This is a genomic window from Exiguobacterium sp. ZWU0009 (genome assembly GCF_000798935.2).
In the GTDB taxonomy this organism is placed as follows: domain Bacteria; phylum Bacillota; class Bacilli; order Exiguobacteriales; family Exiguobacteriaceae; genus Exiguobacterium_A; species Exiguobacterium_A acetylicum.
In genome coordinates, this window is sequence record NZ_CP018057.1 from 1,684,514 (window position 1) to 1,711,044 (window position 26,531).

Consider the following 26,531-nt stretch of genomic DNA (forward strand, 5'->3'; position numbering starts at 1 on the left):
ATTGAAGGAGAACGACATGAAACGAATCCTCTTGATTGGTGCAGGACACGCTCACCTGCATTGCATTACCAATGGACCAACAGAAGACGTCGAGTGGCTGATTTTAAATGCCTCGACGTACCAATATTACTCAGGCATGTACTCCGGACTTGCTGACGGAACGTACGATATCGATGAGATCCGTATCGACGTCGCCGCACTGTGTCGCGCCAATGATAAACAGTTCATCGAAGAGACCGTCATCAAAATCGACCCCGATGAAAAGGTCGTCTTCGGTGCATCCGGCAGACGCTATACCTATGACGTCGTCTCGACGAATATCGGCTCGTTCGATTGGTCGGAAGACACGACACGATTATCGATCAAACCGAACTACCGGTTACCGGATACATTAAAGCGTCTGCAACAAGCAAAGTGTCCGGTCGTGATTGGAAGCGGTGCAGCGGCCGTCGAGATGGCGGCGTCCTTAAAAGCAGCGGGTGTGCCGATCACCCTGATCACGGATCCAGAGTTACTTTCAGGACACCCAGCAGCGGAAGCCATTACACGACGCTTACAAGAACTCGATGTTCATTGGATTCGAGAACGGTCACTGAACGAGTCGTCTCCTCTCCGCTTTTCACATCACCCGCCAATCGAGTCGGATGCGCTCGTCCGCTTGACGGGTGCGAAAGCTCCGGCATTGTTTGCGGACAGTAAGCTCTATACGGAAGACGGATTCCTACTTGTCAATGAGCAGTTGCAAGCGCTCAATCATCCAAGTCTGTTTGCTGCGGGTGACGCAGCGACCCTCGTCGCTTATCCCGATATTCCAAAGAATGGCGTCACAGCTGTCCGGCAAGCACCGATCTTACTAGCAAATCTCTTACGGTACGTCCAGGAAGAGGCACTGAAAACCTATCGTCCGCAAACGAACTATTTGACGATTTTATCGATGGGACCACGTCATGCAGTTTCAATGTATGGCAATCAGTATTCGACTCACCCGTTCGGTTGGTACCTGAAGCGCTGGATCGATCAACGGTTTATGCGGAAGTATCGCCCTTAAAAGTGTGCGCCGGCGCACGCTTTTTTCTGTACACAAAAACAAGCCATGGACGAGTGTCCATGGCTTGTTGGATTAGACGGTTTGATTTCCTTTAACGTACGAGAGTAACGTCTCGTTGAACTTCTCTTGTTCATCAAGCAACATACCGTGCCCACTCTCTTCGAAGACTTCAAGTCGTGCATGTGGGATTCCCTTTTGCATTTCTTCCGCGAACTCGAACGGACAAACTTGGTCTTTTTTACCGTGGATAATCAACGTATCGACTTTGATGTTCTCGAGTTTTCCACGTAAGTCTTCATCACGCAATGCGATTGCTGACTGAATCGTACCGTGGGACGAAGCGGCGATACTAAGTCCATGGAACCATTGTTGGAGTGGTTCTGGATGTTCCTTCGCAAAGAAGATTTCCCCGAATCCTTTGAGCATCGACGGACGATCCTGTTTCGTGTCGGCAATCAACGCATCGACTTCTTCTTTTGTCATTCCGTATGGATAACCGTCTCGCTGTGTAAAGACAGGTGCTGCAGCTCCTGCGAGAACGAGCTTACTGACTTTTGAATCCCCGTATTGTAAGAGATAGGACAAGGCGATTCCTCCTCCCATCGAGAAACCAAGCAACGTGACGTTCGATAATTTCAGCTGTTCGATGACTTCATTGATATCGGACGCCATCGTCTTGTAATCATATCCCGTTGCCGGTGCATCTGATTTACCATAACCGCGATAATCGATTCCGACGTAACGGTATCCTTCTTCGACGAGCAGATTTTTTTGATACTCGAACATGTTATTGTTTGCCGGCCAGCCGTGTAGAAAGACGACTGGTTGACCCGATCCGACGTCCTCGACGTAAATCTTCGTGCCATCAACCGCTTGAATGAATGTACCCATCATAAAACCCCCATAGTAATAGATTGACCGTGCATGCATCTATTATTCCCCAGTCAAGGGATGTCAAACATCTTGATGTTAAAGCATTATAGAAAATTCTGTCTATTCTAGAAATTATGGTAAAATATAGTCATTAAGATGAAGGAGGTTTTTCATGAGACGCTATATACATACCGGTATTCTCGCAGGCGCAGTCCTACTTGCTGGATGTGGAAAAGAACAATACTTAGACCTTACATATGATGCCAATTACTGGGGCGGTATTTCGACTACTTTTAATGGGCAAGAGATACCGGATCTCCCTAAAAAACAAACGGCTGCTTTATTGAAAATTTGTCAGCAAAAACCGGACTTGACGCGCTTACCTGATCGATATGTGCAACACGAAGGGTTTGACTTATACTTCCTGCCTCCGAATGTCCAAGGGCGCGAATTCCAACACGTTCGTTTCTTGTCAGATAAAAAAAAGGACTATCTGGCGTGTCAGCCGATTCGCCACGCGGATTATGCGGTCCATCAGATCAAGCGAAGTGATTATCCATTCGTCGATTGGTCAAAACAACCGCTTAAAGCCAAATCGACAGTCGTTCGCTTTAAACCTGTCCCAAAAGAAGTCACGGATCAACAAAAACAGGAAAACGAAGATCAGAAAGAAATAAAAGAGCTCGGACGGTACCTCTTCCCGTCCTATCAACTATCTTTGCCACCGGAAGGACAACTCGTCGTCTACATGAAAGAGAAAGGCAAAGATAAAGAACAAACACTCTTTGAAACGACCGAGTCACTATCCGGTTCCGAATTGAATTTAGCTTTTCGCGATAGTCCGAATGGTGGTGTCCAACAATCGTCGATCGAGCTGATGTTCAGTGGTGACCGTGTCGGATTCCCTTCGACGATTCAAGAATATATGAATGGACAAACCTATCAGATTGAGCGGAAGCAACTGCTGGATACGATTGCGACAGGTCAGACCGTCCAGTTCGCGACCGTTCGGAAACAAGAGGACGGAAAAGTCGTCCAAGAAACATCGATTTATTTGCGTTTTAATAAAACTTATAAAAAACCTGTGAATTACGATTATGGATTCCTTCAAGCATCCTCAAGCAATTATGTCGGTTTCATCCATCAATCACCGAAACAGCTCATCGATAGCGATTATAAGTTCGTCTCAGCAATTCCTGACAAGCTAGCGAAAAAAATCGCTCAGGAATTAAAAGAGACCGAAGTGATGGAGCCACAAGGGACAAAACTAAAGCAGAAAAAATTGACGTTGATGCGCGAAGGGAAAAGCCAAATGTTCGAGCTATTCGAACGCAAACGCGCCAAAAAACTTGAAATCTATGTTGTCAAACCAGGATCAAAAAACGGTGCGAAGCTGTCGGGTACGACAAGTGAAGCACTCAGTGAGGTGCTCAATCAATGAACAAACGTTTCTGGATCGGACTCACACTCGGAGCAACGCTAGCATTAAGCGGTTGTCAAAGCGATGCGCCGAATTTCAAATGGGATTACTTATCGCAAATGTATGACGGAGGGCAATTCAACGAAAAAGAATCTCGCACCTTGTCAGCTAAAGAACGAACTGTCATCCAAAAAACGTGCGCGTCGAAAGTGAGCGATGCACCTACTGATTACGCTGTCGGCGATATCTATTCCGTCATGATGACGAATCCGTTCGAAGATTATGAAGGTCAAACCGTTCGTTACGTGAAAGCTGGAAAGAAGAGATATTTATATTGTCAGACATCGTTTAAAGGCGGGTACTATCCATTACCAAAGAAAGACGATGTCTTCAAGAAGACTGCTCTGACTCAACAACGGAAGAACTTTAATGTGAAGCCTACTGTATTAAAAAAAGACGACTGGTTTAATCCTGATGAGAAGATCGCAGATCATTCTGCTCGAACATTAGAACTTCCAGGATCAGGTTACCTCGTCATCGAGGCGACGGATGTCACAAAAAAAGATACACGTACGACGTCTTTCGTATATACGAATTCTTTGACACCGTTCACCCGTGATGTCGATCTCTATCTCGTCTACAATCAACAATTCGGTTCGACATACGACGTTTCGGTTCGAATACCACAGTTGTATGGTGGACGGCGTGCGGAACACCCGATCCATTCAATGAAACATCCAGGAAAGGTCCGGTTCATTCCGGGTGACGGAACACCCGAGCATTATGGAACGGTCATCGCAACGGAGAAAAACGGACGCGAATTCCGCTACGAATTATCGATTCGACACACGACGGAACAACCAACTGAACTCCAAGAACCGAATCAAACAACAGATGATCTTGTTGTGGATAATGAAGAAATGACGTTGATCCATCAAAGACAGTTCTCGCATGTCCGTTTTGAAGAAGATGATCAAGGAAATCGTATTTCGGAGAAAGGTCTCGATTGGGACCATATGATCATGATGACCAGTGATGAATCCGGGAAATTAAAAAAAGCAATCAAGACAAGTGAACAAGCTGACGTACGAGGAAAACGGGCGAAGTGGAAATATTTGACGTTCCGAGATGGAGTGAAAGGACAACAATACGAAGTTTATCTCGATAAGCGTGTCAAAAAGACCGATGTTTATTTAAAAGATCCGAAGCGTGACGTGTCGATTCACCTATCAGCGACAGGTCGTGACATCCTCCTTCCTTTGTTCGAGCAATACGAAAAATGACTCACGCCATGAAGACGAGATGTTGCAACAAATAAATCAAGGAACACCAGAAGATGAAAGCAATCCCCTCTCTTAACCACTCTTTACGCGTCAACGGTTCACGTAAGAAGGACACGCAAGCGAATAGTAAGACGAAGAAGTAGAGATAAATGAAGCCACCGCTCGTCAAGAAACCAAAGAGCAGGATCATACCACCGAGGACGGACAGGCTAGAGACGACAGGTTTACGATAGACCATGCGGTGTCACCTCGCTTCATCTAGTTTGTTAGATTATACCCAGATTACGGAAAAATAATCTATTGTAATGTACTAGACAACACCCCTTGAGAGGCGTCCTCCCAAGGGGTGTTGTTGTTTATTCCACGACGGCACTGTGATCAGCGACGATCGCATATTGCGTGACGGTATTCGACGTCACGAGCGGTTTGACTTCGGATGTTCCGTTATCCCGCTTATGGTGCACGCCTTTGTACGCCTGACTCTCTTGCCATGCATGGAATGCTGCTTGATTCGACCATGTCGTCATGATCGTGACGATGTCTTCTTCTTCCTGACTGATATCGACGAGGACTTGCATCCGGTGAAACCCTTCCATCCGTTCAATTCCTTTCGTCGTCTTAAAACGCGCTGCGACTTGATCTGCTGCACCTTTGACGACGTGTAACTGGTTCATGACGATCCACATGTTTACTTCCCCCTTTTTTCGTCTTTAGTATACTAAAAGTCATGGGTCGTAGAAAACACGGATGCGTTATCGCTTGTTGACACTCCCACGGCTAAAGCCGCAAGCCCACACCGTTGGTGAGGGGGGATTCTCAAGTGCTTGGCGGACTCAATCCATTTCTGCTTCGTCCGAGCCTTGAGGTAGGGGTGTGCCATCACCCCTCCTGAGACAGACCGTATAGGTTCTCAGGCTGATGGACTGTTACCATCCATCACAGGTGCGTATCGAATGTTCATCGCACCGACGGCGTCCCGATGTCCTTTAAACCCACAGGCACACGTGTAGACCCTATCCCTCACCTTGTTCCTGACGGAACAGGATGGGCAGGTCTGACTCGTGTAGGCGGGGTTCACATACTCAACCTTGATGCCCGACAAGGCGGCTTTGTATTCGATGAAGGACGCGAGACGATAGAACGACCATGAGTGGAGGTTCTGGTTGTTTTTACGGCTTGTTCTTGCCGTCTGTCGGATGTTCGCCAAGAGTTCGAGGCGAATGACAGAGATTTTCTTCTGTCTTGCAAAATCGACGATGGCTCGGCTGACCTTGTGGTCCTTGTCCCGCATCCACCGCTGTTCCTTCTGATTGCGTCGTTTGATAGCCTTCGGCTTCTTCTTTTTGCCGAGTGCCTTCCGTTCCGCACGGAACTTGCGTTTCATATACTTGTTCTTACGACCGTTCCCGAAGAAACGGGTCGTGTCGTCATCGGTGACGGCGACCGCCGGCACTTTCAGTCCGAGGTCAACCCCCATCATCCGCACCCCCGTCCGAGGGACGGTCGGTACATGGACGGAAATCTGAGCAATCCACTTCCTTCCCTTCTTCGTGACCCTGAGCGTCCCGAGTTTGTTGGCAAGGAGTCGGGTATTCCGATTGTCCTTGTCAACCATGGGAGCACGGAATCGCATCTTCACGGACTTCCCGTCCATCCAAACGGGGAAGGAGATGCTCTCGAAGTCGAAGGAATAGTTCTGATTGTTCCAGACGCAGACCGGCTTTTTGAGGACAGGGATGCGTTTGAACTCCTCTTTCCTCGCCTTCTTGTAGATGCCGACGGCATCTCCTGCGAGTTGGTTCTTCACGGCGCTCGGAAGGGGGGTGTCGATGTCCTTGCTCGACCACCTCTTCCCGTCCTCGGAGGCGACCATGTTCGCCACGACTCGGTTGGCGGTCTGGATATAGGTCTTGCCCATCCTTTTTAGGATGGCATCCTGACGACGCGTGGCATAGATTCGAACTTCTACCGTGACGACTTGACTCATCTTTGACACCTCCTTCATCCTAATAATCAACTCCATTATAGATTTACTATAAATGCATTTCATCAGGAAGAACAGTCGAGGACATGCGGTGTCTGAAGACACCCCGTCTCCGAACTCGCTATCATCCCACCCCTAAAGGAGTGGGCTTTCTCGCTCGTACATTCTGTAACGTCAAGCGCTGGATCGTCTCTTTTCCGTCTACGCTCGTCGCGATCATCTCGAAATAGAGCGAATGCGGGAAGGCATCCGGTAACGGTTGGACGGTATGGAAACGTTCCTGATCTGCTACCGACAAGGAACGTTGCATCGGACGAAGCGGCTCTTCGCCTTCAGCCGTCGTCTTATACGGCTCGAACCGGATCGATTTCATTTGTTTCGAACCATTCATGCCGTAGGCGACAAGGTATCGACCTTCGTCCGTCGTCAACAAACGACCTTCAAACCAATCCGACTCCCTCGTCTGTTTTGAGCGAATGATTCGGTCGATTCGTTGTGACTCATCGGTTTGTTGCAGGAGCAAAAACAAGCGGTCGTGCTTCGCTTCAAGATACGCAACGGCATAATGGTCAGATAGTCGTTCGACGAAGTAGACATCACGCGCTTCGACTGGTGTGTTCGTCATCTGTGTATATAACTGGGCGACTTGCTTCGCCGTAAAGGAAACGGTCTCTTGACGTGGATGCATCCCCGTCAGCGTTCCGAGCACGAGACCGAACAATAAGATGAGGAAAAGACGCCGTTTCATCAGTCAACCTGTTTGACGAGCAGATGGTAGCTCATCCCTGGTGGATAGTCATCGATTCGTCCGACTTCGACGAATCCCTGTCGCTCATAAAACGGAAGCGCTTGAAACGAGAACGTCTCGACGCGGATTCGCTGAACACCCGCTGCTCGTGCCCATTCCTCCAGTTGACGGAGTAACTGAGTACCGAGCCCACTTACCCGTTCCTCCTCGACGACGAAGAACCATTCAATATGTAACCAGCCCCAGTACATTTCTCCTGAGATGCCGCCGATCGATTGATCGTCACGCGTCGCAAGTAATGTGACGGCTTGTGTTCCCTCGGAGCGTTTCGTCGCATGAAATGGTGAATGCTCGACATTGTATTGACGCACTTGTTGTTGAAGCCAGTCCTGTCCGTCCTCATTTTCCTTAAGTTGAAATTGCAGCATGTCCAAACTCCTTTCTTGTTATAGTAATAATGGAGGTGAATACGATGGAACCCACGTTCCAAATTGATTGTACGAAGTGTTTTGGTTTATGTTGTACAGCACTCGCTTTTTCGAAATCCAGTGATTTTGGTCATGACAAATCGGAAGCAACACCGTGTCGTAATCTTGATACGGACTACAGCTGTCGGATCCATGACCGGTTACGTGACAGCGGCTACAAAGGCTGTACCGTCTATGATTGTTTTGGTGCTGGACAGCATCTGTCACAGCAGACGTTTCAAGGCGATGATGCGCCCAAGCGACGCCAAGCGATCTATGCTGCTTTCCCGAAGATGGTCCATTTATTTGAGATGATGTGGTACATAACCGACGGGAAACGCGATGTCACGCGTGACATCCACGATCAACTCGATGAGACACTTGCCGCACTGACCCGGTACGCGGCATTACCAGCCGATCAATTTGAACGACTTGATGTGATACCTGTTCGTCATACCATCCGACCACTCCTTGAGATGGTCGCCTCACGTGTTCAAGCTCAGTATAGCGGAAGACGCGACCAGACACCACGTGACTGGGTCGGAAAACAGTTACCCGGGCGTGATTTTTCAGGTGCCAGTGTTCAGAATCAGTGGTTGCTCGCGACGAACTTGTCAAATACCCGCTTGCGCGGGGTAAACTTTCTCGGGGCTGATTTGCGAGACTGTAACGTCAAAGGCGCGGATTTGACGGATGCGCTCTTTTTGACACAAGCACAAATTAATTCAGCGATCGGCAATGCGGCGACACAGTTACCGAATCGTTTACTTCGTCCATCCCATTGGCGTTAAACAGAACTGAACGATAAAGAGGCACGTTTTCGGTCGATTGATCCGAAAACGTGCCTCCTTTTGAATGCTTGTCATCGTTTACCGAGCGTAAAGCCGTTAAAGTAACGTCCTCCAAACGATGCAAGATAAGCATCGATTAACGCGACGACTTCTCGTTGGTCATCCGATTGATAATACAACTCGAATGCCATTGTATGTCGGCTGGCATAGTCTTCGTCAAACTCTGCAAGAGCGCGAATCGCCCACTTCCCTTGTCCGATGTAGTAACGATTGGCACGAAGAACAAACTCGATACTCTGTTCATATAAACGTGACGCAATCGCTAGACCTTCTGCGCGGTTCGTCACACTTTCGAAATCGTCGAGCAAATCACTTAAAAAATAACGTGCGCGGTCTTGTTCCGAATTCGTCCACGCAACAGGTCCGTCCGTTAATTGGTGAGCCGCTTCCTGACGGATAGATGCAAGACGCGGATGATCCTCGATCGTCCAGCTGTCAGCAATCATTCGTTGCAGGGACGGGCGACCACGTTCCCGGTCACTCTCGAAAAAATGTGCAATCGTCTCAAAGGAATGGACGAATGCTTCGACCGGGACACCGTCATGGATGAACGACTCCCGGTACGCCTGACCTCGACTTGCTTCAAAAATGATCACATCGACATCTGATTGTGCGGTCGCTTGCCCTCGCGTATGGCTGCCGGCAAGTAAAACAGCACAGTGATTCGGGTAACGTGACGCAACGAGCGGCATGATCCAGTCGCACCACTCCATGCGTGTCCACTTAGTCTTCAACTTGTTCACCGATTCCGGAGAAGACGGCCAGTTCGTCACCCGGTACGGCAACGATCGTCGCGTCGGCTCGGTGTGGCGCGAGACCGATATCGATCGCCCACGATTCATAATATGTATCCGATCCGTTCAGGACGAGCGTTTGTCCGTTGCTAAACGTTAGGAATAAGTGCGGTGCCGTCTTTCCGATTCGCACACCGGTGATGCGTTCCGCGTGAAGTGAGACGATCAAATGTAACATCTCTTCTTTCGTCGCATGGCGGACGACCCAATCCTGTGTCGTCTCGACATCGCCGTAAAACAGACGGTCCGTCTCGATCCGTAGTCGTAGTTCAGGCGCTGTCGTATCGAACAGATTGATGAATTCGAGCGTGACGTAGCCTGCGACATGGACCGTCGCTAATTGTGTACCGATGAAATAGGTCGTCAAGAGCTGACGGGCGAGTTGATGATCTTCTTTGTTCATGATGAGCACCTCATTTAAAAAGAATGAATGGTATCGGGATGAGTCCGAGAAACTTACTTCCACTCAATTTACCACAAATTAGTCGATACGAACATGAGAAGAAAGGCATGTTTTCGGTTTTCTACGGCACGGAGGTGAGAATACGGTATACTGATGAGGAACTGACGTCGATCGTGATCGACAGAAAGGAGCTCCGTCCATGCAATATTTCTACATGAGACCCTATCCGGATGATCCAGACTGTTCTATGCAACAAGCGGAAGCCGACAAGAGTGATGTGACGACACGTGTCATCGAGACGCATGATTCGGCTAAACGACGGACGGCACTCGAACAGATGCTCGAGACACTTCAGACGGGAGACGAAGTCATCGTCACGCATCTCTACATCTTAGCAGACTCGACGCGGCACTTGATCGAGTTGCTCGAGCACATGGAGACTCGTGGTGCGACGCTGTGGTCACTCCGCGAACAGATTCGGACGAGCGAGCGTGCCTCCTTATCGTTTCTTGAAACGGCCCGCCATCTCGTTCAGCTGCAAAGTGACGTCATCAGCATGTCGACGCGTGCTGGACTCTCTAAAGCAAAAGAACAAGGAAAGCAGACCGGTCGCCCCCGGAAGCCGGATGAAAATGTCCGCCGCGCGATCGCCATGTATCAAAGTAAAAACTATTCGCTTGCTGATATCCGCGAACAGACCGGTATTAGTAAAAGTACGTTGTACCGATATCTCGAAAGCGAGACAATCGATGCAACGGATAAAGGCTGACTCCATCATGGAATCAGCCTTTTTTTCAGCTATTTTGCTTTAAGGTGTTGCCGAGCCATTTTTGGAGGGCTTTTCCGCCTTCATAGAACGAGCTGTCTCGTAATTCATACGTATGACCACCTTGTTCAATCAAGTCGAGGAACGTATTCCCGACATCCCGGTTTTCCCATTTCCGCTGATCCGTCAAATACTTGAAACCGAAGTTACATTCGACGTTGAAGATGATGTGGAAGGGTTCCTTGAACGATTGGACGGCGCGGATCATCTCGATCAAGATCATCCGTTTTGGTGATGACGCTTCGAATGTATCGAATAAGGTCGTTCGGCGTCCGTGAAACTCGATGACGCGGATCGCGCGACCGGTATCCGCTTTAAAATCATAACTCGTCCGAATCGAGACGATGATCTCGCGTTGGTCTGGTTGTACTGGCATGGTATATCGCTTCCTTTCTCTCGGTCGATTATAGCATGGACCTGTTCGATTTTAATAGACATCGTCGATTCGGTCTCAAGAAGGATTGTCGCAACCTAAAATTTGTCTTATACTAAAATTACCAATACATAAAGGAGCGTTTTCGTGAAACATCTATTTTCGATACTCCTCTCGGCGAGTCTTTTGTTCACGGGTTGCTACTGCACCCTCGACGAACGAACGGACGAGCCGCACTTCAAATCACGTGCCCGCTCCATTTCCTCGTATCATACCTTCGACATCGAATATGCGAAAGGACTACGGAAGGAGCAAGTTTCGAACCGAACGGTCACCGTGACGGATTCGAATGGCGAGCGGATGCAAACGGAGATTGAAGTCCTAGACGGCAAAGAAATCCGAATCAAACCACCGCGCTCTGGATACAAAAAAGGACGTCGCTACATCATCCACATTCGGGATTCGATCGACGCCCGCAAACAAGTCCATACGAATACGATTCGGGAACGAACCTTCACTGTCGACCGCTGACAGACAAGGTTCGTTTTTTTATTTGGAACGAGCCGGAAAGACGGTGTAACTCATCGAGATGACCCCATCGATCACGAGGACGAGCCCCCACAGTTGTAACGTCCGTAAGAGACTCTCCGTCTGCTCAGCATCTCCCAGCCAGAGAATCATGGCACCGAGTAACGTACCACCAATCAAAAAGGCCAGGATGTGTCGATAGAAACCGTTGCGTTCCCGTCGCGCACGCGATATCCGTTCTTTTGCTACGTGCTCTTTTAGGACAAAACGGCGGTAGACTCCATCCGCCCAGGCAATCATTTGTTTCCCAAATGCAAGTGAGACGCCGATATAGATCGCAGCGAGACCGTGCGCGAGCGTTGCTGTATTGCCGCGACTTAAGTCAAACACCGTTAAGACCAGTAAGACGATATCAATCACCGGTGACATCGCCATCAATCGAAAACCAAGCTTCTCTCGTCTGAATCCATAACGCACGATCAGTCCGGCGACAATGAATACCCAAAATAGAATCTCACAACCGACGATTGCCCACGCGACGAGTTGCATATCAATCCTCTCCTTTTTTAATACGACTGTATCATAAAGATAACACCTCTTTCAGTGCTTGACTAGTCTTTTTAATACATTCGTGCTAAAAAAGATGATATACTTGAGACATGCCAAAACAAGTCAATCACGAAGAACGCAAACGCCTCATCGCCGAAGCGACGTGGCGCACGATTTCTCAAGTCGGTATTGAACAAGCCAGTGTCCGGACGATCGCCAAGGAAGCGGGACTCTCACTGGGTGCCTTGCGATATTACTTCACGACCCAGGACGAGTTGCTCCGCTTCTCGATGGACCTCGTCCAAGAACGGGTCCAAGCACGCATCACAACCATTTTCGAGAAAGGAGGAACCCCGGAAGAAACGTTATGTGACGTCTTACTTGAGGTCTTACCTTATGCACCCGAGCATCAGCTCGAGATGCAGGTCTGGTTTCAATTCATGATGTCCGCGTATTCATCGCAAGCGACGGAAAATCCGGACGATATCTACCATATGGTTCAAGTACTGTTGACACAGATTCCGGACGGTACACTCCGCGCGGGCTTAGACATTGCGCTTGAGAGTGAACGGCTCGCAGCACTCGTTGACGGGTTAGCCTTTCATGCTCTGTTTCGACCGGAACGATTACCAAAAGAACGCCTGCGTCATGTCCTCGTCCATCACTTGAACGCCCTCTTCGTCCGTCCTTTAGCGATCGACGACAAATAACCCGCTGTTCCCTTTGCGCGCGAGGGAAACAGCGGGTTTTTCATCGTCTTGCTTCTACGAGAATCAACGATAAGGAGCGAATCAAGAAGAAGGTCAAAAACGCTGCCCAGACGCCCTGATTTCCAAAAGTCGGTGTCAACAGGAGGACGACCGCAAAACCAATTCCTGCTTGAATCATTGAGTTCCGGACCGGTGTTGCTTCAACCCGCCCGGCAAAGATGCCTTCGTAGATCATCGCCCAACCGGCAAGGAGCGGTAGGATGATGATCCAGAAGTAATAATCGTCCGCCGCATTTAGGATTGCCTCTTCTGAAGTGAACAACTGAAGGAGCGGTGTCTCAAGGAAGAGGAGCACCAGTGACCAGAAGACGACCGAGTAGAATCCAAACGTCCGTGCCAAACGGACACTCGTCCGGTATCCTGCCTGATCTTGATGCCCTCTCGCCCGACCGACGAGAACCGTTGACGCATGACCGAGTCCACCGAACCAGTAAGAAATCAGATACTGGATTTGTAGCAGAATCGCGTTGGCTGCGAGGATATCCGGTCCGAATTGTCCACCAGCACGTGTGAACCAGCCGGTGACGAGTAGAAGGAAAATCGTGCGAATGAACAAGTCACGATTGACTTGAAAGAATTGACGGTACGCTTGCCATGCCGTCAAGGCACGCCATTCATCATGCGTCATCGATAAATGACCACGGATCAGGTACAGAGCACAGACGACGATGCTGATCTCCGCGATGACGGTCGCAACCGCAATTCCAGCAACACCGGCATTCAATCCGTAGACGAATCCGATATCGAGAACGACATTGACTCCTGTACTAAACAATTGGACGAACAAGGCGTGCTTGACCTGACCGGTACCAATCAACCAGCCGAGTAACGCATAACCCATCAACACGAACGGTGCGCCAATCATCCGGTATGAAATATACGTCTTGACCGCATCTAGCAAGTCAGCGGGTGGTGCAAGTAAGTACAGTCCGATTTGCTCGAGCGGCTGTCGGAACAACAGGATGAGCAGACCGATACAAGCTGCTAAAAACAGCGGTCGGTAAAGTGACGTCCGTAAGGCGTGCACGTCATTCGCCCCACTTGCTTGGGCGCTGAATCCTGTCGTACTCACTTTTAAGAAACCAAACAACCAGTAAATCGTATTGAAGAAGACGGCTCCGACAGCGATGCCTCCGATCGCCCTCGGATCACCGGATTGACCGATGACGACGGTATCGGTTACACCAAGTAAGGGTGTCGCAATACTTGAGAGAATCAGCGGATAAGCGAGTAACCAGTACGTTTTGTGTGTCGGTTGTGCGTTCACCATGTTCCGGCCTCGACGAATCGTTGGGTATACGCGCTACCTGATTCCAATCGATCAATCAAATCAACAGCGCGACCGTCACGTAAGACGAGTGTTTCCGAACAGAGGCGCCGGATGAAATCAATATCGTGCGAGATCAATACAAGACTGACACCGAGTGTCTGCTGCAAGCGTTCTAGTAGCTCGATGATCTGCGCCCGAGAGACGACATCAAGTCCCGTTGTCGGTTCATCCATCACGATAATGTCGGGTTCGATCGAAATCGCGCGGGCGATCGCGGCACGCTGAATTTGTCCCCCACTCAATTGATGGGGCACTCGATCGAATAACTGCTCCTCGACCCCGACAGCAAGTGCGAGGGCTGTAATGAGATTTTCTTCTGACGTCGCTGGGAAATGCCGCAAGATCGGACGATGCCGACGAAACGGTTCAAGAATCGATTCCCGCACCGTCCATTCTGGATTAAAGGAAGCGAGAGGATGTTGAAAGACGGCTTGAATAGCTCGTCGCTCGTTTCGGTGCCCACTCGGAAATGCCTTTTCATGTAAGGAAATCAAACCATGCGTGGGTTTGAGCAGACCGAGAATCAATCGTCCGAGTGTCGTCTTGCCACCCCCACTCTCCCCGATGATGCCAATTGACGCCTTTTTCGTCACGTGAAATGAGATATTCGACAAGATAGACTGACTCTTTATCTGATAAGTAAGATCTGTTACGGATAAGACTGGTGACATGAACTCTTCCTTTCTTCCAGTGATGTACGATGCGCTTGCATCAAGCTCATCGTGAACGGATGACGACTTTGCTCGATCATCTGTGGTGTTCCCGTCTCGACGATTCGTCCATCCTGCATTAAGACGAGTTGCTCTCCATAATGTAAGGCAGGTCCTAATTCGTGGGTGACGAACAAAATCGTTGCCCCGTACTGGTGTTGGTATTCGGTCAACCAGTCGAGTAAACGACGTGTCAACACAGGATCGAGCGCCGTCGTTAGTTCATCCGCTAAAATCAATCGTGGTTTTAAGGTGACGGCAAACAGGATCGCGAACCGTTGCAATTGCCCACCGCTCAACTCTCCTGGATATCGGTCCAACCAGGTCGGGTCCAACTCAAGCGTTCGCAAGACGTCATCGATGTAAGGATGATCCATCTTTCGTCCATGTGCGCGATATGTATCCCGTAACATCTGACGCATCGTCAAAAACGGAAGAAACGCATCGGTATACTGCTGTGGTATGTAACCAATATCGAGACCACGCCGAAGAGGTTCGTCCGAGATGACTTCTCCGCTCGACGACATCCCGTCCGGCAATCGATCCAGTAATCGTTTAAGCAAGAGCGTCTTACCGCTCCCGCTCGCTCCGACGAGACAGATGAATCGATGAGCTGGTAACGATAGATTCATGTCATGCAGAAGGACGTGTTTCGCCCGAACGTGTAAGTTCCGAATCTGAATCATTTACTTGTCCTCCTTTTTTCTTCATCCACCGTGTCCATCCCATCGTCATAACGACGGTCAAGACGATGCACGCACCTGGCAAAAGCATGAGCCGGGGTGCGGAACTGAAATAGGGACGTCCTTCATTCAACATCGCTCCCCACTCTGGCAGTGGTGCTTGGACACCAAGTCCAATATAAGAGAACGCTGATAAGAATAAGATGACTTTGCCGACATCCAAACTCATTAAGACGACGACTTGCCGGATGATAGGCGGAAGGATGTGGCGTCGTAAGATCATCCTGTCTGTTAACCCATTGATGCGTGCCATGCTGACGTATGGCTTTTGCATCGTCTCGGTCACGAGTGTTTCACTTAATCGCGCGTAGGAAATCCATTTAATGAGCAGAATCGCAAAGATTAAACTTCGAGGACTGGCACCCAATAGTCCGGCGATGACGAGTGCTAGAACAGTGTCCGGGAAAATCACGAGACCATCTTCTAATCGATGAATCACCCGCTTGAGACGTCCATCATAAAAACCGGCTAGACAGCCAAGGCAGGTACCGACGCATGCCGTGAGCAACACCGTAAGCAGGCTGAAACCTAAGGATATCAAACCAGCTAAAAAAAGACGAGCTGCGAAATCTCGTCCTAAACCGTCTGTTCCGAGCCAATGTTCGAATGAAGCAGGCTCAAGTCTCTTTGCTACGTTTGTATCAAATGGACTAACATATACGGTATATGAAATAAATAGTAGGAGACATCCTCCGAAAATGAGCCATGTTTTTTTCATGTGTGTATTCCCTTCTGCCAATCTGGTCGTAACGCCCGGTTTAACGACCGGATACCTTGATGCAAGACAAGAATGATGCCTGTCGTCAGCAAGATGTACCCTTGAATCAGTGGGTAATCACGTTGCAAAATCGCATCGACCATTAACTTTCCGACACCTGGATACGCGAACAGGACTTCGAGGACGACGACACCTCCGGCAAGACTGCCGAGCGTCAGACCGAAAACGGACAGAACCGGCGGCAAACTGCCGCGTAACGCATAACGCCAAAGGATCGTCCGCTCGGATATGCCACGCATCCGTGCCAACTCGATGTACGGTTGGCTCAGTTCACGGCGTAGATTCAGTCGAATCAATGGAATATAGACGCTCGCAAGTGGAAAGCCGAGTGATAGAGCTGGGAGGACGAGTGACGTCATCCCCTCCCTTCCCATTACAGGTAACCATCCGAGACGGACGGCAAACAGGTCGACGAGCAACAGACCGATCCAAAAACCAGGCACGGCCGCTCCACTCATGCTGACAAGGTGCGCAAGACGAACGATACTTCGGCGCGTCGTCAAGGCGCTACCGATTCCAAGGGGTAAGCCGATCAATAAGGCGATCGTAAGACCACCAAGTGCCAGCTCCGCCGTCACAAGATAACTCTCTAACAACATCTCGATGACCGGTCGCCCCGTTTGCAACGAGTTTCCGAGACGCAAGGTGAGTATGTCTTGCAGCCAACGAATGTATTGAACGAGCAACGGCTGATCGTATCCTAATTCACGGCGCGCGGCTTCGATTTGTTCGGGCGTTGCTGATAATTCATCGATATTCAATAACGTCAAGACCGGATCACCCGGCAGTAACCGCAGCAAGACAAAACAACCGAACGTGATGAGTAAAGTGAATAGACTCAGCGACAGCAGTCGTTTGACGATGGAACGCATCAATCGTTCACCTGCAGCGTATTCGTGATCATATAGTACTCACTTTTTTCTGTTTTCCATCCTTTAACGCGTTTGCCGTCGTAAGCAACGAGAGTCGATGGATGGAGGAGAAAACTATTATAGCGGCGTTCATCAACGTAACGGGCAATCTCTTCAGCAAGAATCGATCGATCCTCGACCTTTAACGTCCGGTTCAACGTCTCGATCTGTTTCGTCAACTTCGGATCCGCGACACGACTGAAGTTCAGTCCCCCGTTCGGATGATAGGTCGCGTTTAAATAATAACCAGCATCCCCACGCGGAGCTGTCAGATTGCTGTACGTCGCGATATCCCAGTCCCGGTTACTCGCCATGTATTCTTCTGGGACATCGATCTGTTTAATCGTGATTGTCACACCAATCTTTTTCGCGTCATCTTGAATGACTTGGGCAATCAACGGCAGGTCTGGTCGAGCCGCATACGTCAATAAAGTCAGTTTTAAAGGACGACCGTCCTTTTGCATCCGTCCGTTTTGTTTTGTATAACCGGCTTGTTTGAGCCATTCCTCAGGCGTCTTCTGCACTTGTTGCGGGTAGTCCGGAGCAAATGGGAATGACGAGAGGAATGGACCACGCGCTGGCACCGCATATCCTTGGAGGACGTGATCAACGAGTTGCTTTCGATTGATCAAAGCATCCATTGCCTGTCGGACTTCAAGAAATTGCATCGGACCGTTCGCGACATTCATCGTCAATTGATGGACACGGAACGTATCCGTCGCTTGGACTGTCAAACCTTCAGACTTCAATTTCTTGACACTCTCGATTTCCGGACGATAGACGATGTCTGCCTGTCCGGCACGCAAAGCGTTCGTCCGTGCGCCAGCGTCTTCGTTGAAAACAAAATCAACGGAATCAAGTTTCGCTTGTTCTTGCCAATAGGACTTAAAACGTTTTAACTCGACTTTTGTTCCCGGAGCGAACCGCTCGACTTGGAACGGACCTGTTCCCATCGGTTCTTTCGTCACCCCGCTCGCCTTCGTGTCGATGATCGCTGTGTTTGGATTAACGAGTTCCGAGATGAACTCCGGATACGTCATCTTCGTTTGGATGAGCACATCTGGTCCATCCGTTTTGATCGTTTCGATGTTCAAAGCATTCTTGACACCTGGATTTTCGTCGATCGAGCGTTCGAGAGACGATTTAACGGCGTCAGCATCAAGTTGTTTCCCGTTATGGAACGTCACGTCTTTCTGTAAGACGATCCGCCACGTTCGCTTTCCTTCATAGGACCATTTCTTAGCAAGCCACGGCTCGACTGTCAATTGTTCATCATCAAGACGGACGAGCGTCTCCGTTACCCCCGCGCGAAGCGGAACATAACTGCTGTCCCGATGCGGATCGAGTGATTGTGTCGCAAAGTTATAGACGAACGTCAAATGGTTTTGCTCTTGTGGCGTATCAGAGGAGGCACAACCGGCAAGTGTCAATCCGAGGAAGACACTACCAATGAGGCTCGCTGTTTTATATGTAGACATTGTTCTCCACCTTTAATTCGGAATAATTACGTTTTACATCATATCGTAATGATTCCGATTTAACAAGCGTCTTTTCTATTTCTCTATATTGATGAAGTCATCAAAAAAATACCGAATCGTCATCGAGCAACCTGCTCGTACGATCCGGTATCGGTGGATGCGTTATAAGACATCGACGAATTGTTTTGCCTGACGCTCGAGTTGTTTCGCTGAATCAGCCAACTGATCGAACTCACTGACCGTATGCTCGAGTTGACCCGTACTGTCCTTAACCTTGGACGAAATCCGCTCGATGCTGTGCGAAACGTCCTCGATTCGTTCAACGATCCCTTCAATGTTGTTCTTGATTTCCCCGATTGAGTGAGAGACTTTGTTCGACAGGTTTCGGACTTCGGTCGCGACGACATCGAACCCGCGCCCATGTTCACCGGCACGCGCCGCCTCAATTGCGGCATTCAAGGCGAGCAGATTCGTCTGCGCCGCGATATCACGGATTGTCTTGACGATGTTGGTGATCGAGTTCGCATCCTTCCGTAAGGCAACAAGGCTCGACAGGTTCTCGACGGACTCCGCTTCGACTTGTTGGACCGTCGCCAGCACGTTCAGACCGTCTTGTCGACCACTTTCCGATTTGACCGTTAAGAACGCGGATGTCTCGTTGAGTTCAGCCGCCATCCGTAAGACATCCTGCTGGCGAATCGTGATGTCCGATGCAATTTTCGAAACCCCGACGACCCGGCGTCCGTCATCGGAGTAGATCGGCATATACGTCGCTTCGAGCCATTTCTGTTGCCCATCGGCAGCCCGGCGTTCAATCTTGTCCTGATACGTGATTCCTTGCATCAACTTGCGCCAAAACAACTCGTAATCCGGACTGTTAACATACGCCGGAAAACAAAGATCACGGTGATATTTACCGATTAGTTCGTTTACCTCATACCCCATCGTCCGGGCAAACAGCTCATTGACATATGCAACTTTCCGTCGATCGTCAAAGCGGATGATTGCTAGATTTTGTTCGATTGCTCGAATGACTTGTGTGTCGGTGACGTGTGCTGCCTGTTCCTGCATCGACATGCCGATTCCTCCCTGGATTCAAACTCAAGGTCATAATGCGCCTATTGTCATATTATCCCTTATATCGACAAGTTCCTGCCATTTTAAACTGTAATCCAGTAAATAAGATATGATTTTTAATACGCGCTCCATCCGCCGTCCGCAACGACGATTGCCCCGTTAATGAAACTCGCCTCGTCAGACACGAGGAACAATGCCAATTTCGCGATCTCATCCGGCTGACCGGTGCGTGGATTCAGACCCATACCAAGCATTGCTCGTCCCATCCCGAATTCATTCAGATTCGTCATCGATTGCCCAATGTTCGTCTCGACGGCTCCGGGTGCGATCCCGTTACACCGAATCCCCTCTCCAGCATAAAAGAAGGCAGTATTTTTCGTCAGACCGATGACGGCATGTTTGGAAGCCGTATAGGCTGCACCTGCTCGAGCACCGTTCAGACCACCAATCGAGATGTTATTCAAAATGACGCCACCTTTTACTTCCTTGAAATGCTTGACTGCCTCACGCATCAGACGCATCGTTCCTGTCGTATTGACCGCAAAGACGTGATCCCAGCGCTCATCCGAGATGTCTTCCACTCCCTCCATTCCGTCCATGATACCGGCATTGTTAACGAGAACGTCCAATTTTCCGTACGCATCGATTGTTTGTTTGATTAGTTCTCTTGCCGCGCTAGGATTGGCGATATCACTTACAACAGCCATTGCTTCTCCACCTGCTGCCTTGATGTCAGAAACAACCCGTTCGACAGTTTCTAAATGGATGTCCGCCGCGACGATTCGCGCGCCTTCTAGTGCAAACAATTTAGCCATTGCTTCTCCCATTCCTGAGCCGGCACCAGTGACGATGATCGTTTTTCCTGTTAGTCGCATCGTGCATCATCCTTTCGTCTTTCGTGATATTAAACTATTCCCGTTCTCATCATCAAATACATCAAACGTCGTGTCGATTCCATGAAAAAAAGACCCGACGAGTTCGTCAGGTCTTATAGCTCGTACGTTGTAATTGGTTCATCGCGACGTCAGCGTTTAGTTGCTGCCCGGTTTTCACAGATCCTCGGAACATGCTCGGATTAAATAATTTAAAATGATGATTAATCCAGTTGTGTCGATAGATTTCGTGTGCTTGTTTTACGATGTCTTCGTCTGACAACTGTTTCATGTCTATTTCTACGCAGTCGAAATCATCTACACCGAATTCGAAACCACAGCATGAACAAATTTCATTACTCCCCGCAAAGTGTTCATAATATGGCGGGTTTTCGAGTTTATCCCATCCACATACAGAACACATATAATACGATTCGTTTTGATTCAAAGATGTGATGCCTCCTTAACAAATGATCATTCCTATATCGATCGTACCCCATCTAACCGTTCCTTATGAGAATTACGTTAGTTGATGAATACATGAAAAAAGACCCGACGAGTTTGTCGGATCTTTTGACTTGCTTATTGCAATTCGCGGTTCTTTTCTTCTTGTTCATTGTTTGATTTATTTTTTGCTTCAAATTCAGCACGTGTCATGACGTCCTCGACGTGCATATTGACTTCGACGACTTCAAGACCTGTCATGTCGCTGATTGATTTTTTGATTTTAGCGACCGTCTCTTGGAAGATCGACGGAATGTTTTTACCGTATTCAACGATGACTTTTAAATCGAGTGCGACTTGGCGTTCGCCGACTTCAGCGCCGATTCCTTTTGTAATGTCTTCCGTGCTCCGGAGACGATCCGTCAATCCACTCATGAATCCACCACTCATTGACAAGATACCTGTCACTTCGTTTGACGCAATCCCAGCGATTTTTTTGATGACTTGATCTTCGAACGTCAATTTATTTTCGCGTACCACTTCGTTTTGAGTTGTTGTGTTTACTTCGTTTGCCATTTGAAATCTCTCCTTTTGAATGTTTAGTAAGTTATATATGAATCAGTCCCGTTGAAAGAACTGAATCCACCCTTCAATATCGAGCGCACCATCGCGCCATTTTCCAATCAAGAATCCGATCGCCGCGAAGGCTACGATAAGGATTGTCGGACCGAAGCCGATCGTCAAGAATAAGACGGCGAGGATCAGACCGGCAAGTCCTCCGATCAGTCGAAACCGATACGGATAGAGTGCTTCTCTTGTCTTCATGTTCCCTCTCCTCCTTTAGACGACACGTTCCGATGTTTTCGTTTTCGTGTCACTGATCGTGACTTTCGTACTCGTTACCGGCAACTCAAGTAAGGATTCGACGGATTGTTTAGCACGTTCTTGAATATCCTTCGCAATCGTTGGTAATCCTTCTTGTCCGAAGACCGAGCAGTCGACTTTCAAGGCGACCGTCTCTTTTTTCGAATGGATATCGGCATGGACACGCGGTGTCCGTACGCCACCAATCCCACGAATCGACTCTAACGCCGTCCGTTCGATCGTTTCCTTCGAAATCGTGATCGTTCCATCACCCGTTTGGATCAACAGACGTTGACCTTTCGAGCGGCTGAATAATCCAGTGAATAATAGAATGACGAATACGAATGCTAAAAATCCTCCAATGGATAGAACGGTATAGCTATACCATTGCTGATCCTGCCACTGCTCAATCAATGAACTGAGGCGTGGAACATCATACACACCGAGCACAAGCAGCCCGACACTGACGAGTCCGAGTATGCCTATGATGACGAGTAAGAATCGATTGAACCCATTCATCTGCACCTCTCCTTTACGATTGTTAATTTCTTTCACCTAGGTGATTCAACACATGAACTATTATGTGTATGATGTGTTTATTCCCGTTCATTTGAACCCGAAACATTTAAATACACTTCTATTAAAATGTTTATTTATTCTGATTATTCAGACTAAAAACCGTTAATCAAGTGGATTATTTACTGTATTTCATGAAAAAAGACCTCTTTCAACTAAATAAGAGGTCAGCGATCCATTTATTTATCATTAAACATATATCCTGTCAATATGTTTTTATCTTACCTTTCATTCACCTCAATCGGAAAGGCGAAATCGCCATCACCTTCTTTCCAATCGGCTGTAATCTGATAGACATACTTTCCGGGAGTCGAGGGGACAGTAATCTGCCCGGTCTTCTTATATGATTTAATTTTTTTATTATCTTCGACCGACCATAAGACGATCGTGACAGACTTCGAAGCTGGTCCCTCTTTAAAACGAATCGTCAATTGATCTTCAGGATTTGCTGGCGTACTCGGATCACCTTTTACTAAATCGACGGCCTCCGACTTCGCATCGGCTGTTTCTCCGCGAAACATCCCTGACCAACTATAAGTACCTGTATACACCTTCACCTCACGATCTTCGATGGTCGCGTTAGGTTCTGATGGTTGATGCCGAAATGGATCGAGCGACAAAAACCATCCGATTGCAATCACTATCAATCCGATAAATAAATAACGTTTCATAGGCAAACCTCCTACAACATGTTTTTAAAACAACAAAAGCGGAAATACCTCTCAAGGAGTACGATATTCAGAAGGAGGAGTTCAGATGATTCAAGATAAAGTCGTCATCATCACAGGAGCATCAAGCGGGATTGGTGAAGCAACGGCAAAGGAACTCGCAAAACAAGGTGCAAAACTTGTTCTTGCCGCACGCCGGGAAGATCGTTTGCAAGAGCTCGTCAAAGCCGTTGAAGCAGAAGGTGGTCAAGCCGTTTATCAAGTGACGGATGTCACTGATCGCGAGCAAGTCGATGCACTCGCTAAACTTGCGAAAGACAAGTTCGGTTCTGTTGATGTCATTATCAACAATGCTGGATTGATGCCACTATCACACCTCCATAAGAATCAGCAAGACGAATGGAACACGATGGTCGACGTCAACATCAAGGGTGTCCTTCACGGGATTGGCGCAGTCTTGCCGTACATGCGTGAGCAAAAAAGCGGACACGTCATCAATATCTCGTCCGTCGCAGGTCATGAAGTCATGCCGTCAAGCGCCGTCTATAGCGGTACGAAATTCGCCGTTCGTGCGATCACGGAAGGTCTCCGCAAGGAAGAATCGGTCGACAATCATATCCGCGCAACAATCATCTCACCGGGAGCGGTCGATACAGAACTGAAGGACCATATCTCGGATGAAGAGATCAAACAAGGAATCGGTGACTTAAAAGCCATCGATGCGAGTGCGATTGCGCGTGCCATCGCTTATGCCGTTAACGAGCCAGAGGATGTCGCGATTAACGAGATTTTGATCCGTCCAACCGCTCAACGTTAATTGAATCTAGATTTGTAGACAGGACCCCTTGTTAGCCGTTTGGCTAATGAGGGGTCCTGTTGTGTTTAGAGTAGTTGTTCCGCGATGAGCTGGTACGACTGCAATCGTTTTTCTTGATCAAAGGCATTATTGATCAGTAAAAATTGATCCGTTTGATATCGGGTTGCTAATGCCTCAAGTTCTCGCACAACGACGTCTTGTGTCCCAATAATTGCTCGCCGGCGATCTTTGCGAATCCGCTCCGTTTGCACATCATTCCAGACCTTTGCTTCTGTCGTCGTAAACGACGGAACGATTGAATTCCCGAGTCGGACGCCTTGAATCCAGGCATCTTGTGTCCGAGCGAGACGCTCTGCTTCTTCTTGTGTCGGGGCACAGATGACGAAGACACAGACGATGACGTTCTTCCCGCCTGCTTCGCGATATGTCGAAAGCGTCTCTTCCCAACGATCCGGATTAATGAAGTGACCAAACACGAGACCACGGTCTTGTTCGGCTGCAATCCGCGCACTACGTGGCGACAGACCTAGGATCGAGATTGGCGACGGTTGTCGGTCACGCGGTGTCGTCTTGACGATCCGGTACGGGTGTCGATTCGATAGACTGTCTGTCAAGAAGCCCGCCGTTTCATTGACAAGTCGACTAAACTCAGCCGCTCGGTTTTCTTCTCCATCCGTCAAGGCAAGTCGTGTCCGCTCACTTCCACCTGGCGAGTTGCCGATCCCAAGTTCAATCCGTCCCGGATAAAACGCATCAAGTGTCGCAAAACTCTCGGCGACTTTCAGCGGATGATATTGCGGTAACAGTATCCCTCCTGATCCAAGCTTGATTGTCTTGGTCTGCGCACCCATTCGGGCGATGAACAGTTCCGGTGCCGCACTGAGCAACCCGTTCGTATTATGATGTTCTGCGAACCAGTACCGTTCATAACCGAGTCGCTCGGCTTCTGAGACGAGTCGTTCCGTCGCTTCCATCGTCGCTTCGACCGTATCGCCTTCATGTAACGGTACTTGATCGAGTATTCCAAGTCGCATCACACATTCCTCCTCTACCCTATTAGTGTAAAGGGTGATGGAAAGGAGTTCAAAAACGAGGCTCAGACACGAACGAGACGATCTTCGATGATGACGCCATCTCGCATCTCAATCGTCCGGTTCGCTCGTTCCGCAAGTGCCGGATCGTGGGTGACGAACAAGACGCCGCAGCCCTTCTCTTCGTTCAACGACCGTAAGAGATTGAAGATGATTTCCCCCGTATCCGTATCGAGGTTCCCTGTCGGCTCATCGGCAAGTAACCATTTCGGTTCATGGACAAGTGCGCGGGCAACAGCAACCCGTTGTTGTTGTCCACCAGAGAGTTGCGACGGCAAACTGCCCGTTTTATCGGCGAGACCCACTTGCGCGAGTAACTGCTCAGCGCGTTCTTTTTTATCGTATGGTACTTTTCGACCGAACAGTGGTGCCATGACATTCTCAAGCGCCGTCAGCGTCGGAATCAAATGAAACTGCTGGAAGATGAAGCCGATGTTTTCGAACCGGAAGTCGGATAATTCTTTGCTGTTTAATTTGTTGATCGGTTTCCCGTCATAGTGCAACTCTCCGCTCGTCGGACGATCGAGCGTTCCGATTAGACTGAGTAACGTCGACTTTCCAGAACCAGATGGTCCGATAATCGAGATAAAATCACCCGCTTCGAGTGTCACGTCGATATCTTGTAACGCATGTGTCTCGACACCGTCTCCTGAAAATGATTTCCCCATCTGTTTACATTGAAATGTGCCTTCCATATGTAACCCTCCATTTATTCGTGATAACGTACTATTCAAGAATTTATTGGGAATTCCTTCAAAATTAAAGGAAATAAAAAACAGTATTCTTGAGGAACAAGAATACTGTCAAGAAACACGTGGTTGAATGGAAACGAAATTTTTGCGATAGATGATCTCGTACGGTAAAACGAACAACAGACAGGCAAGAGCCGTGAACTGAATCATGCTGCCGATCGGTGGTAAGGGAGATAGCGAAGCTTCGTGCCACGCTTCATATAGACCGATGAATAGAAACAAGACGACGGCACTCGTCGTCACGTAAATGAGTAGACGAAGAGTTAACGGATAGTGGCGAACAATCCATAACATCGGTAAACCAAAGATAAAATAGGATAACGTCATCGCAAACGTTCCGAACTGATAGACGATTTCAAAATCGATCGTCGTCAAGAACGAATACGCCGTGAACGCTAAGAACGAAAGAATCGTCACGACAGCCGCATAACTGATCCAGCGCATACGGTTGGCTCCTCTCCTAAATGTCATTCCTGTGCGCGCGATCGCGACAGAAACCGGAT

34 protein-coding genes are annotated in these 26,531 nt (G+C 48.7%); 8 read left to right on the forward strand and 26 right to left on the reverse strand.

Going from position 1 to position 26,531, the window contains the following annotated elements; translation table 11 throughout:
- Positions 1-16: 16 nt before the first annotated feature.
- Positions 17-1,048 carry an NAD(P)/FAD-dependent oxidoreductase gene (locus tag L985_RS08830; RefSeq protein ID WP_047390314.1) on the forward strand — a complete coding sequence of 344 codons (1,032 nt, stop codon included), beginning with the start codon at positions 17-19 and terminating at the stop codon, positions 1,046-1,048.
- A gap of 72 nt (positions 1,049-1,120) precedes the next feature.
- Here L985_RS08830 and L985_RS08835 read toward each other — a convergent pair whose 3' ends face one another.
- Entirely contained in the window at positions 1,121-1,939 is an 819-nt protein-coding gene (locus tag L985_RS08835; protein WP_047390318.1) for an alpha/beta fold hydrolase, read from the reverse strand.
- A 154-nt stretch (positions 1,940-2,093) separates the two neighbouring features.
- Between L985_RS08835 and L985_RS08840 the strand changes: the two genes are divergently transcribed.
- Positions 2,094-3,362: a hypothetical protein gene (locus L985_RS08840; RefSeq protein WP_047390320.1), complete on the forward strand. Its 1,269-nt coding sequence runs from the start codon at positions 2,094-2,096 to the stop codon at positions 3,360-3,362.
- Positions 3,359-4,624 carry a hypothetical protein gene (locus L985_RS08845; protein WP_047390325.1) on the forward strand — a complete coding sequence of 422 codons (1,266 nt, stop codon included), beginning with the start codon at positions 3,359-3,361 and terminating at the stop codon, positions 4,622-4,624. The genes L985_RS08840 and L985_RS08845 overlap by 4 nt, the downstream gene beginning before the upstream one ends.
- A gap of 1 nt (position 4,625) precedes the next feature.
- Here L985_RS08845 and L985_RS08850 read toward each other — a convergent pair whose 3' ends face one another.
- The 5 genes from L985_RS08850 to L985_RS08870 form a co-directional block, all read right to left on the reverse strand.
- Complete coding sequence (locus L985_RS08850) at positions 4,626-4,862, reverse strand: hypothetical protein (protein ID WP_029341740.1); 237 nt, start codon at positions 4,860-4,862, stop codon at positions 4,626-4,628.
- 118 nt (positions 4,863-4,980) lie between these two features.
- Positions 4,981-5,310: an antibiotic biosynthesis monooxygenase gene (locus L985_RS08855; RefSeq protein WP_029341741.1), complete on the reverse strand. Its 330-nt coding sequence runs from the start codon at positions 5,308-5,310 to the stop codon at positions 4,981-4,983.
- Between the two features lie 224 nt (positions 5,311-5,534).
- Positions 5,535-6,611, reverse strand: coding sequence for an RNA-guided endonuclease InsQ/TnpB family protein (locus L985_RS08860; RefSeq protein WP_071908797.1), 1,077 nt, complete (start codon positions 6,609-6,611; stop codon positions 5,535-5,537).
- 121 nt (positions 6,612-6,732) lie between these two features.
- Complete coding sequence (locus tag L985_RS08865) at positions 6,733-7,356, reverse strand: hypothetical protein (protein WP_047391417.1); 624 nt, start codon at positions 7,354-7,356, stop codon at positions 6,733-6,735.
- Positions 7,356-7,784, reverse strand: coding sequence for a GNAT family N-acetyltransferase (locus L985_RS08870; protein ID WP_029341743.1), 429 nt, complete (start codon positions 7,782-7,784; stop codon positions 7,356-7,358). Before L985_RS08870 ends, L985_RS08865 begins: the two co-directional genes overlap by 1 nt.
- 44 nt (positions 7,785-7,828) lie before the next feature.
- On the opposite strand from L985_RS08870, the gene L985_RS08875 reads away from it, so the two are divergent.
- Complete coding sequence (locus L985_RS08875; RefSeq protein ID WP_158513342.1) at positions 7,829-8,614, forward strand: pentapeptide repeat-containing protein; 786 nt, start codon at positions 7,829-7,831, stop codon at positions 8,612-8,614.
- A gap of 71 nt (positions 8,615-8,685) precedes the next feature.
- Here L985_RS08875 and L985_RS08880 read toward each other — a convergent pair whose 3' ends face one another.
- Both L985_RS08880 and L985_RS08885 read right to left on the reverse strand, forming a co-directional pair.
- Positions 8,686-9,417, reverse strand: a complete 732-nt coding sequence (locus L985_RS08880; protein WP_235609821.1) for a nucleotidyltransferase domain-containing protein — start codon at positions 9,415-9,417, stop codon at positions 8,686-8,688.
- Positions 9,398-9,871 (reverse strand): hypothetical protein, encoded by a 474-nt coding sequence (locus L985_RS08885; protein WP_029341746.1) that lies wholly within the window; start codon positions 9,869-9,871, stop codon positions 9,398-9,400. The genes L985_RS08880 and L985_RS08885 overlap by 20 nt, the downstream gene beginning before the upstream one ends.
- 214 nt (positions 9,872-10,085) lie before the next feature.
- Here L985_RS08885 and L985_RS08890 point away from each other — a divergent pair, with 214 nt between their 5' ends.
- Positions 10,086-10,640: a recombinase family protein gene (locus L985_RS08890; RefSeq protein ID WP_335583426.1), complete on the forward strand. Its 555-nt coding sequence runs from the start codon at positions 10,086-10,088 to the stop codon at positions 10,638-10,640.
- Positions 10,641-10,665: 25 nt separating this feature from the next.
- Here L985_RS08890 and L985_RS08895 read toward each other — a convergent pair whose 3' ends face one another.
- The gene (locus L985_RS08895) at positions 10,666-11,073 is read right to left on the reverse strand and encodes a hypothetical protein (RefSeq protein ID WP_023468357.1); all 408 of its coding nucleotides are present in this window, start codon (positions 11,071-11,073) and stop codon (positions 10,666-10,668) included.
- A 144-nt stretch (positions 11,074-11,217) separates the two neighbouring features.
- On the opposite strand from L985_RS08895, the gene L985_RS08900 reads away from it, so the two are divergent.
- On the forward strand, positions 11,218-11,601 hold the full coding sequence (locus L985_RS08900; protein WP_029341748.1) for a hypothetical protein: 384 nt from the start codon (positions 11,218-11,220) through the stop codon (positions 11,599-11,601).
- A gap of 18 nt (positions 11,602-11,619) precedes the next feature.
- On the opposite strand, the gene L985_RS08905 is transcribed toward L985_RS08900, so the two are convergent.
- Positions 11,620-12,147, reverse strand: coding sequence for a hypothetical protein (locus L985_RS08905; protein WP_029341749.1), 528 nt, complete (start codon positions 12,145-12,147; stop codon positions 11,620-11,622).
- A 110-nt stretch (positions 12,148-12,257) separates the two neighbouring features.
- Between L985_RS08905 and L985_RS08910 the strand changes: the two genes are divergently transcribed.
- A complete protein-coding gene (locus L985_RS08910; protein ID WP_029341750.1) occupies positions 12,258-12,857 on the forward strand; it encodes a TetR/AcrR family transcriptional regulator in 600 nt (199 codons plus the stop codon).
- 40 nt (positions 12,858-12,897) lie between these two features.
- Here the strand turns inward: L985_RS08910 and L985_RS08915 are convergent, their stop codons facing one another.
- The 13 genes from L985_RS08915 to L985_RS08975 all read right to left on the reverse strand — a co-directional run bounded on the left by L985_RS08915 (position 12,898) and on the right by L985_RS08975 (position 23,371).
- A complete protein-coding gene (locus L985_RS08915) occupies positions 12,898-14,187 on the reverse strand; it encodes an MATE family efflux transporter (RefSeq protein ID WP_047391404.1) in 1,290 nt (429 codons plus the stop codon).
- On the reverse strand, positions 14,181-14,918 hold the full coding sequence (locus L985_RS08920; protein WP_029341752.1) for an ABC transporter ATP-binding protein: 738 nt from the start codon (positions 14,916-14,918) through the stop codon (positions 14,181-14,183). Before L985_RS08920 ends, L985_RS08915 begins: the two co-directional genes overlap by 7 nt.
- Entirely contained in the window at positions 14,897-15,643 is a 747-nt protein-coding gene (locus L985_RS08925) for an ATP-binding cassette domain-containing protein (protein ID WP_029341753.1), read from the reverse strand. Before L985_RS08925 ends, L985_RS08920 begins: the two co-directional genes overlap by 22 nt.
- A complete protein-coding gene (locus L985_RS08930) occupies positions 15,591-16,418 on the reverse strand; it encodes an ABC transporter permease (RefSeq protein ID WP_051656268.1) in 828 nt (275 codons plus the stop codon). Before L985_RS08930 ends, L985_RS08925 begins: the two co-directional genes overlap by 53 nt.
- Positions 16,415-17,350, reverse strand: a complete 936-nt coding sequence (locus L985_RS08935; protein WP_047391403.1) for an ABC transporter permease — start codon at positions 17,348-17,350, stop codon at positions 16,415-16,417. Before L985_RS08935 ends, L985_RS08930 begins: the two co-directional genes overlap by 4 nt.
- Positions 17,350-18,867 carry a nickel ABC transporter substrate-binding protein gene (gene nikA / locus L985_RS08940; protein WP_047391399.1) on the reverse strand — a complete coding sequence of 506 codons (1,518 nt, stop codon included), beginning with the start codon at positions 18,865-18,867 and terminating at the stop codon, positions 17,350-17,352. The genes L985_RS08935 and nikA overlap by 1 nt, the downstream gene beginning before the upstream one ends.
- A gap of 162 nt (positions 18,868-19,029) precedes the next feature.
- Positions 19,030-19,944, reverse strand: a complete 915-nt coding sequence (locus L985_RS08945) for a methyl-accepting chemotaxis protein (protein WP_235609823.1) — start codon at positions 19,942-19,944, stop codon at positions 19,030-19,032.
- 116 nt (positions 19,945-20,060) lie between these two features.
- Complete coding sequence (locus L985_RS08950) at positions 20,061-20,819, reverse strand: SDR family oxidoreductase (RefSeq protein WP_029341758.1); 759 nt, start codon at positions 20,817-20,819, stop codon at positions 20,061-20,063.
- Positions 20,820-20,925: 106 nt separating this feature from the next.
- A complete protein-coding gene (locus tag L985_RS16880; protein ID WP_148662028.1) occupies positions 20,926-21,108 on the reverse strand; it encodes a hypothetical protein in 183 nt (60 codons plus the stop codon).
- A gap of 290 nt (positions 21,109-21,398) precedes the next feature.
- A complete protein-coding gene (locus L985_RS08960; protein WP_047391392.1) occupies positions 21,399-21,836 on the reverse strand; it encodes an Asp23/Gls24 family envelope stress response protein in 438 nt (145 codons plus the stop codon).
- A 42-nt stretch (positions 21,837-21,878) separates the two neighbouring features.
- Positions 21,879-22,085 (reverse strand): DUF2273 domain-containing protein, encoded by a 207-nt coding sequence (locus tag L985_RS08965; protein ID WP_029341760.1) that lies wholly within the window; start codon positions 22,083-22,085, stop codon positions 21,879-21,881.
- A 15-nt stretch (positions 22,086-22,100) separates the two neighbouring features.
- Positions 22,101-22,643 carry an alkaline shock response membrane anchor protein AmaP gene (amaP, locus tag L985_RS08970; protein ID WP_047391391.1) on the reverse strand — a complete coding sequence of 181 codons (543 nt, stop codon included), beginning with the start codon at positions 22,641-22,643 and terminating at the stop codon, positions 22,101-22,103.
- A gap of 278 nt (positions 22,644-22,921) precedes the next feature.
- Positions 22,922-23,371 (reverse strand): hypothetical protein, encoded by a 450-nt coding sequence (locus L985_RS08975; protein ID WP_047391389.1) that lies wholly within the window; start codon positions 23,369-23,371, stop codon positions 22,922-22,924.
- 85 nt (positions 23,372-23,456) lie between these two features.
- On the opposite strand from L985_RS08975, the gene L985_RS08980 reads away from it, so the two are divergent.
- Positions 23,457-24,185: an SDR family oxidoreductase gene (locus L985_RS08980; protein ID WP_047391386.1), complete on the forward strand. Its 729-nt coding sequence runs from the start codon at positions 23,457-23,459 to the stop codon at positions 24,183-24,185.
- Positions 24,186-24,250: 65 nt separating this feature from the next.
- Here L985_RS08980 and L985_RS08985 read toward each other — a convergent pair whose 3' ends face one another.
- The 3 genes from L985_RS08985 to L985_RS08995 all read right to left on the reverse strand — a co-directional run bounded on the left by L985_RS08985 (position 24,251) and on the right by L985_RS08995 (position 26,472).
- A complete protein-coding gene (locus L985_RS08985) occupies positions 24,251-25,219 on the reverse strand; it encodes an LLM class flavin-dependent oxidoreductase (protein ID WP_047391382.1) in 969 nt (322 codons plus the stop codon).
- A gap of 62 nt (positions 25,220-25,281) precedes the next feature.
- A complete protein-coding gene (locus L985_RS08990; RefSeq protein ID WP_029341764.1) occupies positions 25,282-25,971 on the reverse strand; it encodes an ABC transporter ATP-binding protein in 690 nt (229 codons plus the stop codon).
- A 108-nt stretch (positions 25,972-26,079) separates the two neighbouring features.
- A complete protein-coding gene (locus tag L985_RS08995; RefSeq protein WP_029341765.1) occupies positions 26,080-26,472 on the reverse strand; it encodes a hypothetical protein in 393 nt (130 codons plus the stop codon).
- Positions 26,473-26,531: the final 59 nt, after the last annotated feature.